General features: G+C 71.7%; 7 protein-coding genes. 5 read left to right on the forward strand and 2 right to left on the reverse strand.

Annotated elements, in window-relative coordinates:
• Nucleotides 1-58 precede the first annotated feature (58 nt).
• Nucleotides 59-1,009, forward strand: a complete 951-nt coding sequence (gene era, locus ABZZ38_RS29855) for a GTPase Era (RefSeq protein WP_356745593.1) — start codon at nucleotides 59-61, stop codon at nucleotides 1,007-1,009.
• A 120-nt stretch (nucleotides 1,010-1,129) separates the two neighbouring features.
• On the opposite strand, the gene ABZZ38_RS29860 is transcribed toward era, so the two are convergent.
• Together ABZZ38_RS29860 and ABZZ38_RS29865 are read right to left on the reverse strand one after the other, a co-directional pair.
• Nucleotides 1,130-1,396, reverse strand: a complete 267-nt coding sequence (locus tag ABZZ38_RS29860) for a protealysin inhibitor emfourin (RefSeq protein WP_356745581.1) — start codon at nucleotides 1,394-1,396, stop codon at nucleotides 1,130-1,132.
• Nucleotides 1,397-1,405: 9 nt separating this feature from the next.
• Complete coding sequence (locus ABZZ38_RS29865; protein ID WP_356745583.1) at nucleotides 1,406-2,461, reverse strand: M4 family metallopeptidase; 1,056 nt, start codon at nucleotides 2,459-2,461, stop codon at nucleotides 1,406-1,408.
• Nucleotides 2,462-2,754: 293 nt separating this feature from the next.
• Here ABZZ38_RS29865 and leuA point away from each other — a divergent pair, with 293 nt between their 5' ends.
• The 4 genes from leuA (at nucleotide 2,755) to ABZZ38_RS29885 (ending at nucleotide 7,566) form a co-directional block, all read left to right on the forward strand.
• A complete protein-coding gene (leuA, locus tag ABZZ38_RS29870; RefSeq protein WP_356745585.1) occupies nucleotides 2,755-4,518 on the forward strand; it encodes a 2-isopropylmalate synthase in 1,764 nt (587 codons plus the stop codon).
• 182 nt (nucleotides 4,519-4,700) lie between these two features.
• Nucleotides 4,701-5,396 (forward strand): TerB family tellurite resistance protein, encoded by a 696-nt coding sequence (locus ABZZ38_RS29875; protein ID WP_356745587.1) that lies wholly within the window; start codon nucleotides 4,701-4,703, stop codon nucleotides 5,394-5,396.
• A 120-nt stretch (nucleotides 5,397-5,516) separates the two neighbouring features.
• A complete protein-coding gene (locus ABZZ38_RS29880) occupies nucleotides 5,517-6,506 on the forward strand; it encodes an ornithine cyclodeaminase family protein (RefSeq protein WP_356745589.1) in 990 nt (329 codons plus the stop codon).
• 226 nt (nucleotides 6,507-6,732) lie between these two features.
• On the forward strand, nucleotides 6,733-7,566 hold the full coding sequence (locus tag ABZZ38_RS29885; protein ID WP_356745591.1) for a nitroreductase/quinone reductase family protein: 834 nt from the start codon (nucleotides 6,733-6,735) through the stop codon (nucleotides 7,564-7,566).
• The last annotated feature ends 113 nt before the right edge of the window (nucleotides 7,567-7,679 follow it).

Below are 7,679 nucleotides of genomic sequence, written 5' to 3' on the forward strand. Positions count from 1 at the left end.
GTCACCGCGCCGGGCGGTGACGCGGCGGCGGTACGTGAGGGGGCGCGCATCGGGGACAATGGCCCCCATGAGCGTTCGCAACCCTGAAACCGAAGCCGCCCACCGGGCGGGCTTCGCCTGCTTCGTCGGCCGCCCCAACGCGGGCAAGTCCACCCTCACGAACGCTCTGGTCGGTCAGAAGGTGGCGATCACCTCCAACCGCCCGCAGACCACCCGGCACACCGTGCGCGGCATTGTGCACCGCCCGGAGGCGCAGCTGATCCTGGTCGACACCCCCGGCCTGCACAAGCCGCGCACGCTGCTGGGCGAGCGGCTCAACGACGTCGTGCGCACGACGTGGGCCGAGGTCGACGTGATCGGCTTCTGTCTGCCCGCCGACCAGAAGCTCGGCCCCGGCGACCGGTTCATCGCCAAGGAGCTCGCCGGGATCAAGAAGACCCCGAAGGTCGCGATCGTCACCAAGACCGACCTGGTCGACTCCAAGACGCTCGCCGAGCAGCTCATCGCCGTGGACCAGCTCGGCAAGGAGCTGGGCTTCGAGTGGCAGGAGATCATCCCGGTCTCGGCCGTCGGCGACAAGCAGGTCCAGCTGGTGGCCGACCTGCTGATCCCGCTGCTTCCGGAGAGCCCGCCGCTCTACCCGGAGGGCGACCTCACGGACGAGCCCGAGCAGGTCATGGTCGCCGAGCTGATCCGCGAGGCGGCGCTGGAAGGCGTACGCGACGAGCTGCCGCACTCCATCGCGGTCGTCGTCGAGGAGATGATCCCGCGCGAGAACCGCCCGGCGGACCGGCCGCTGCTGGACATCCACGCCAACCTCTACATCGAGCGCCCCAGCCAGAAGGGCATCATCATCGGCCCGAAGGGCACGCGCCTGAAGGAGGTCGGCACGAAGTCCCGCAAGCACATCGAGGCGCTGCTGGGCACGCCCGTCTTCCTCGACCTCCATGTGAAGGTCGCGAAGGACTGGCAGCGCGACCCGAAGCAGCTCCGCAAGCTGGGCTTCTGACCGATCCGCAGCCCCGGGCGCGACCCCGAGGCGCGCGACCCCGGCTCCCGGGGAAACCGGCCCCGGGGGAAACCGGCCCCCGGGGAGACCGGCCGTCCCGGAACCCGGCGCCGCCGGGCGTCACGCGCCTTCCCTGAGCACCCGCGAGATCAGCTCCCGCTGCGCCTCCGTCAGGCGCGGGTCCGCGCAGTGCACGGTCCGGCCGTCCACGGTGATCGTGTAGCGGAAGCCGTCCGGCACCCCGGCCGGTGGGGTCGCCCCGGCCGTGGCGAGGGCCGCCGATGCCAGGTCGTGCCACTCGGCGGCGTCGGGGCGGCCCGAGGTGTCCACCTCGGCCCGCCGCTCGATGCCCGCGAACCCGCCCGTGCGTGTCACCCGAATACGCATGGGCCCTGTCTACTCCACCGGCACGCCCACCGTCGACCACGCCTTCGTCACCGCGTCGTGCTCCGCGCCGCCCGCGCCGTACCGTTCGCGCGCCGCCGCCACCGACAGGCGGGCGAAGGCCGCGAAGTCGGCGTCCACCGTGAGCTCGCCGCCCGTCAGCACGTCGTACCAGATCCGCCCGGCCCGCTCCCAGGCGTGGCCGCCCAGCGCCCTGGCCGTGAGGTAGAAGGCGTGGTTGGGGATGCCGGAGTTGATGTGCACGCCGCCGTTGTCGGCGCTCGTGCGGACGTAGTCGTCCATCGTCGCGGGCTGCGGGTCCTTGCCGAGGGCGTCGTCGTCGTACGCCGTGCCGGGGGCCTTCATCGAGCGCAGGGCCACGCCCCGGACGCCCTCCGCGAGGAGCCCGGCGCCGATCAGCCAGTCGGCCTCCTCCGCGGTCTGCCCCAGCGCGTGCTGTTTGACCAGCGAGCCGAAGACGTCCGACATCGACTCGTTCAGCGCGCCCGACTGGCCGAAGTACGCCAGGTTCGCCGTGTACTGCGTGACGCCGTGGGCCAGTTCGTGGCCGATGACGTCGACCGCGACGGTGAAGTCGTTGAAGACCTGCCCGTCGCCGTCGCCGAAGACCATCTGCTCGCCGTTCCAGAACGCGTTGGCGTAGTCACGGTCGTAGTGGACGGTGGCGTCGAGCGGCAGCCCGGAGCCGTCGATCGAGTTGCGGCCGTACGCCGCGCGGAACAGCTCGAAGGTCGCGCCGAGACCGGCGTACGCGCGGTTGACGGTCGCGTCCCGCGTCGGCTCGTCCCCCTCGCCGCGGACCTTCCTGCCCGGCAGCGTGGTCGTGTGCTGCGCGTCGTGGACGGTGCGGCGCGGCGTGTCGGCGGGCGCCTGCGCCGGCTGGGGCACGGGGGCCGCGCCGACGACCGTGGTCAGCCGGCGGGTGGTGCGGTGCGAGGCGTCCGCGACGAGGGTGCGGCGGGCGGCGGCGGCGATGGCGGGGTCGGCCGACCGGGCCAGGCGGTCCAGCAGGTGCGGCGGGACGATGGTGCAGAAGATGCCAGTCATGCCCCGCAATGTGGCATTGGGTGATGACCCTGTCACGCGCTGCGACGATGATTGATGAAAAGGAGTGATACTTCACGGTTCCGTGGTTACCGGTCAGGAATCCCGCATACTGAAACGGACCCTCCGCTCACCGTGTCACTCGGCTAGGCTGCTGCACATCATGCGTTTCGGGCTGCTTCTCCTTAGCTGCCGCGGCGAGGGCCTGTAGTCGTAGGCCGACCCCCTCCCCGCGGAGTCTGGTGCTGCTTCGACCCAGTCGGCCCCCGTGCGGAACACCCGAGGAGCCCTGCGCAATGACCCAGTCCCAGTGGATCGGCCGTCCCACGCCCATCACCACCGCGACGCACACCCAGAAGCCGTCCGGGATGCCCATCCACAAGTACGGCCCGTACGAGGCCGTCGACATCCCCGACCGCACCTGGCCCGACAACCGGATCACCAAGGCGCCGCGCTGGCTGTCGACCGACCTGCGGGACGGCAACCAGGCGCTGATCGACCCCATGTCGCCCGCCCGCAAGCGCGAGATGTTCGACCTGCTGGTACGCATGGGCTACAAGGAGATCGAGGTCGGCTTCCCGTCCTCCGGCGACACCGACTTCCAGTTCGTCCGCTCCATCATCGAAGAGGGCGCCATCCCCGAGGACGTGACGATCTCCGTCCTGACGCAGGCCCGCGAGGAGTTGATCGAGCGGACCGTCGAGTCGCTGCGCGGCGCCCACCGGGCCACCGTCCACCTGTACAACGCCACCGCGCCCGTCTTCCGCCGCGTCGTCTTCCGGGGCTCCAGGGAGCAGGTCAAGCAGATCGCCGTCGACGGCACGCGCCTGGTCATGGAGTACGCGGAGAAGCTGCTGGGCGACGAGACGACCTTCGGCTACCAGTACAGCCCGGAGATCTTCACCGACACCGAACTGGACTTCGCCCTGGAGGTCTGCGAGGGCGTCATGGACGTCTGGCAGCCCGAGGAGGGCCGCGAGATCATCCTGAACCTGCCCGCCACCGTGGAGCGCTCGACGCCCTCCACCCACGCGGACCGGTTCGAGTGGATGTCCCGCAACCTGTCGCGCCGCGAGTTCATCTGCCTGTCGGTCCACCCGCACAACGACCGCGGTACGGCGGTGGCCGCGGCAGAGCTGGCGATCATGGCCGGCGCCGACCGCGTCGAGGGCTGCCTGTTCGGCCAGGGTGAGCGCACCGGCAACGTCGACCTGGTCACCCTCGGCATGAACCTGTTCTCGCAGGGCGTCGACCCCCAGATCGACTTCTCGCAGATCGACGAGATCCGCCGCGCGTCCGAGTACTGCAACCAGATGGAGGTCCACCCGCGCCACCCCTACGCGGGCGACCTGGTCTACACCGCCTTCTCCGGCTCCCACCAGGACGCCATCAAGAAGGGCTTCGACGCGATGGAGGCCACTGCCCGGGAGCAGGGCAGGACCGTCGACGACATCGAGTGGGCCGTGCCGTACCTGCCGATCGACCCCAAGGACGTCGGCCGGTCCTACGAGGCGGTCATCCGCGTCAACTCGCAGTCCGGCAAGGGCGGCATCGCGTACGTCCTGAAGAACGACCACAAGCTGGACCTGCCGCGCCGCATGCAGATCGAGTTCTCGAAGATCATCCAGGCGAAGACCGACGCCGAGGGGGGCGAGGTCACGCCGAAGGACATCTGGTCCGTCTTCCAGGACGAGTACCTGCCCAACCCCGACAACGCGTGGGGGCGCGTCCAGCTGCGTTCCGGCCAGACCACGACCGACAAGGACGGCACGGACACGCTGACCGTCGAGGCGGTCGTCGACGGCGCGGACGTCGTCCTGACCGGCTCGGGCAACGGCCCGATCTCGGCGTTCTTCGCCGCCCTGCAGTCCATCGGCATCGACGTGCGGCTGCTGGACTACCAGGAGCACACGATGAGCGAGGGCGCGTCCGCGCAGGCCGCCTCGTACATCGAATGCGCCATTGACGGCAAGGTGCTGTGGGGCATCGGCATCGACGCCAACACCACCCGCGCCTCGCTGAAGGCCGTCATCTCGGCCGTGAACCGCGCCGGGCGCTGACCCCGCCGTACCGAACCCCGCCCGCTCGCAGCGGGCGGGGTTCGGCCATGTCCGTGGCGTTCTCACGCCGGGGTGCTGACGCGACATCACCGATGTGGCTAACATCACGCCCACGCGGCAAGGGTGGCCGTGGGGGTAGCTCCCGTGCCCGAAGGGCCGCGGGGGATTTACGGAGGTGCGACGTGCTGCCAGCACGAGGATCACGCGGCCGGAGACTGCGCATCTGCTCCATCTCGACCACGTGGAACACCGTCGGTGACGGTGAGTTCTTCTGTCCGGGGTGCGGCGGCGACCGCAACTACCGGCGGCGCACCGGCCGCCGCCGCTTCACCCTTTTCGGTGTCCCGCTGGCACCGCGGGGAGACGCCGGACCGGTCGTCGAATGCGCGGCCTGCCACGCCCACTTCGGTACGGACGTCCTCGACCACCCGACGACCGCGCGCTTCTCCGCGATGCTCCGCGACGCCGTGCACACCGTCGCCCTGGCGGTGCTCGCGGCGGGCGGCGTCTCGTCCCCCACGGTCCTGCGGACCGCCGTCCGGGCGGTGCGGGCGGCCGGGTACGAGGACTGCACGGCCGACAGCCTCACCTCGCTCATCGAAGCGCTCGAAGCCGACACCGGCCGCTTCGTGACCGATGTCGCCGGTCCGTGCGGGACGGCGCTCGCCATCGAACTGCACGAGGCGCTGGAGCCGCTCTCGCCGCACCTGGCTCCCGCGGGGCGGGAGTCGATCCTGCTGCAGGGCGCGCGGATCGCCCTCGCGGACGGCGCCTACTGCCAGGCCGAGCGGGACGTGCTGACGACGGTCGGCAACGCGCTCCACCTGGGCGCCGATGACACCGAACGGCTCATCGAGACGGCACAGGCGCCTTTCTAGCCCGCCGGCAGCGGCGGGCCGTGCCGGGCGGGCGCCAAGGCGGACGCCGCGCGGGCGGCCCCGCGCGGGCCCCGGCGTGTCGCCCTCGCGGTGGCGGAGGGCGTGGCCGAGGCTGGGCGGATGCTGGTACTGGGACGGTCGCAGGTCGAGGCGCTGCTCGACATGGACGCGCTCATCGACGGGCTGGGCCCGGCGATGGTGGACCTGAGCGAAGGGCGGGCGTCGGTGCCCGACCGGGTGGCCGCCGTCGTGCCCGGGCAGGACGGGTTCCTGGCGGCCATGCCGGGATACGTGCCGTCGGTCGGGGTGCTGATGAGCAAGCTGGTCTCACTCTTCCCGCACAACGCCGGGACGCCGCTGCCGACGCACCAGGCGCTGATCGCGGTGTTCGACCCGGAGACGGGCGAGCCGACCGCGCTGCTGGACGGGACGGCCATCACGGCGGCGCGGACGGCCGCGGGGTCGGCGCTGTCGGCGCGGCTGCTGGCGCGGGAGGACGCCGAGGTCCTCGCGGTGCTCGGGACCGGGGTGCAGGCGCGGACGCACGCCCACGCGATGTGCCGGGTGCGGCCGGTGCGGCAGATCCGGGTGGCGGGCCGGGACACGGTACGGGCCGGCGTGCTGGCCGAGGAGCTGTCGGGCGAGCTCGGAGTGGAGGCCGTCGCGGCACCGCACTACGCCGACGCCCTCGACGGCGCGGACCTCGTCGCCGCGGCCACGCACACCGTCGACCCGGTGGTACGGCGCGCATGGCTCACGCCCGGCGTGCACATCGCGTCCGTCGGGTTCAACCAGGGTGGCCGCGAGGTGGACGACGCGACGGTCGCCGAGGCGCTGGTGTGCGTCGAGTCGCGGCGGGCCGTCCTCGCGCCGTTCCCCGCCGGGAGCAACGACCTGCTGTTCCCGATCCGGGACGGCGTCATCACCGCGGACCACATCCACGCCGAGCTCGGTGAACTGGTGAACGGCAGCAGGCCCGGGCGTACCTCGGCGGACCAGATCACCCTCTACAAGTCGGTCGGCGTCGCCGTCCAGGACGCCGCCGCCACCGCGCTCGTCGTCAACGCCGCCCGCGCGCGGTCCGTCGGCCACGAGATCGGCATGCGCTGACACCCGGCCCAGGCCGCGGCCCGGCTACGTGGCTGGTTTTCGTCGTTGCCGGGCGTCGAGCGGCGCTTGTACGTTGACGCGGTGACTGCCGGGTCGGCCATGGGCCACACACGAGTAGGGCACCCGGCCTCGGCGTGACGCCGGGGCGGGTAAGAGCCCCGCCGCAGTTGTTTTCTCCTCCGCGTACATCCGTACACCCGTCTTTTTCGGAGCAGAAAGCAGAGAGTTGCCGAACGATTTCAACCAGCAGGTCATCGACGAGTTCCGCGCCCACCACGGGCGCGTGGGCGGGTGGTTCGAGGGAGCCAGGCTCCTGCTGCTGACCACCACCGGCGCCCGGTCGGGCACGCCCCACACCACGCCCGTCGGCTACTACCCCGACGGCGACGGCCGTGTCCTGGTCATCGCCTCCGCAGGCGGCGCCCCCAAGCACCCGGCCTGGTTCCACAACCTGGTCGCCCAGCCGCGCGTGACCGTCGAGAACGGTGTCTTCACCTACGAGGCGGACGCCACCGTCCTGGAGGGGGACGAGCGCGACCGGGCGTTCGCGCGGGCGGTCGAGGCGGACGCCGGGTGGGCCGAATACCAGGCGAAGACCAGCCGGGTCATCCCCGTCGTCGCGCTGGACGAGGTGCCCGGGCCGCCCCACTTCAACGCCACGTCCTTCGCCGAGGCGATCAAGGTCGTCCACGACGGGTTCCGGCGAGAGCTGTCCCTGATACGCGGTGAGGTCGCCGCGTCGGGCGCGGGGGGACTCGGCGCCCAGCTGCGGGTGAACTGCCTGACCTTCTGCCAGGGGCTGCACAACCACCACACCGGTGAGGACACGGCGCTCTTCCCGATGCTCGCCGACCGCCATCCCGAGCTCGGCCCGGTGATGGAGCGGCTGGAGCGCGAGCACGAGCGGATCGCGGACCTCCTGGCGGAGCTGCGTGAGGCCGTGTCCGACGAGGGGGCGGACACGGCGCTGGTGCTCGCGGAGGTGGACCGGCTCACCGGTGAGCTGGAGGCGCACCTCGGGTACGAGGAGGAGCAGCTCGTCCCGTTGCTGGAGGCGTGACGACGGGGAAACGGCGGGGCCGGAGCGACAGACGCCGCCAGGCCTTCTCGTACGCCTGCGGGCGGCCCGCACGGAGGCATCTCACCGCCGCCCCGGCCGACGCCACCGCGAGC

This window comes from Streptomyces sp. NPDC006368, assembly GCF_040612535.1.
Lineage (GTDB): Bacteria > Actinomycetota > Actinomycetes > Streptomycetales > Streptomycetaceae > Streptomyces.

What these genes read in the sequence shown, in the direction of transcription:
- era (WP_356745593.1), top strand. Translation starts at nt 59, where the DNA reads ATGGCCCCCATGAGCGTTCGCAACCCTGAAACCGAAGCCGCCCACCGG.
- ABZZ38_RS29865 (WP_356745583.1), bottom strand. Translation starts at nt 2,461, where the DNA reads ATGACTGGCATCTTCTGCACCATCGTCCCGCCGCACCTGCTGGACCGC.
- leuA (WP_356745585.1), top strand. Translation starts at nt 2,755, where the DNA reads ATGACCCAGTCCCAGTGGATCGGCCGTCCCACGCCCATCACCACCGCG.
- ABZZ38_RS29880 (WP_356745589.1), top strand. Translation starts at nt 5,517, where the DNA reads ATGCTGGTACTGGGACGGTCGCAGGTCGAGGCGCTGCTCGACATGGAC.
- ABZZ38_RS29860 (WP_356745581.1), bottom strand. Translation starts at nt 1,396, where the DNA reads ATGCGTATTCGGGTGACACGCACGGGCGGGTTCGCGGGCATCGAGCGG.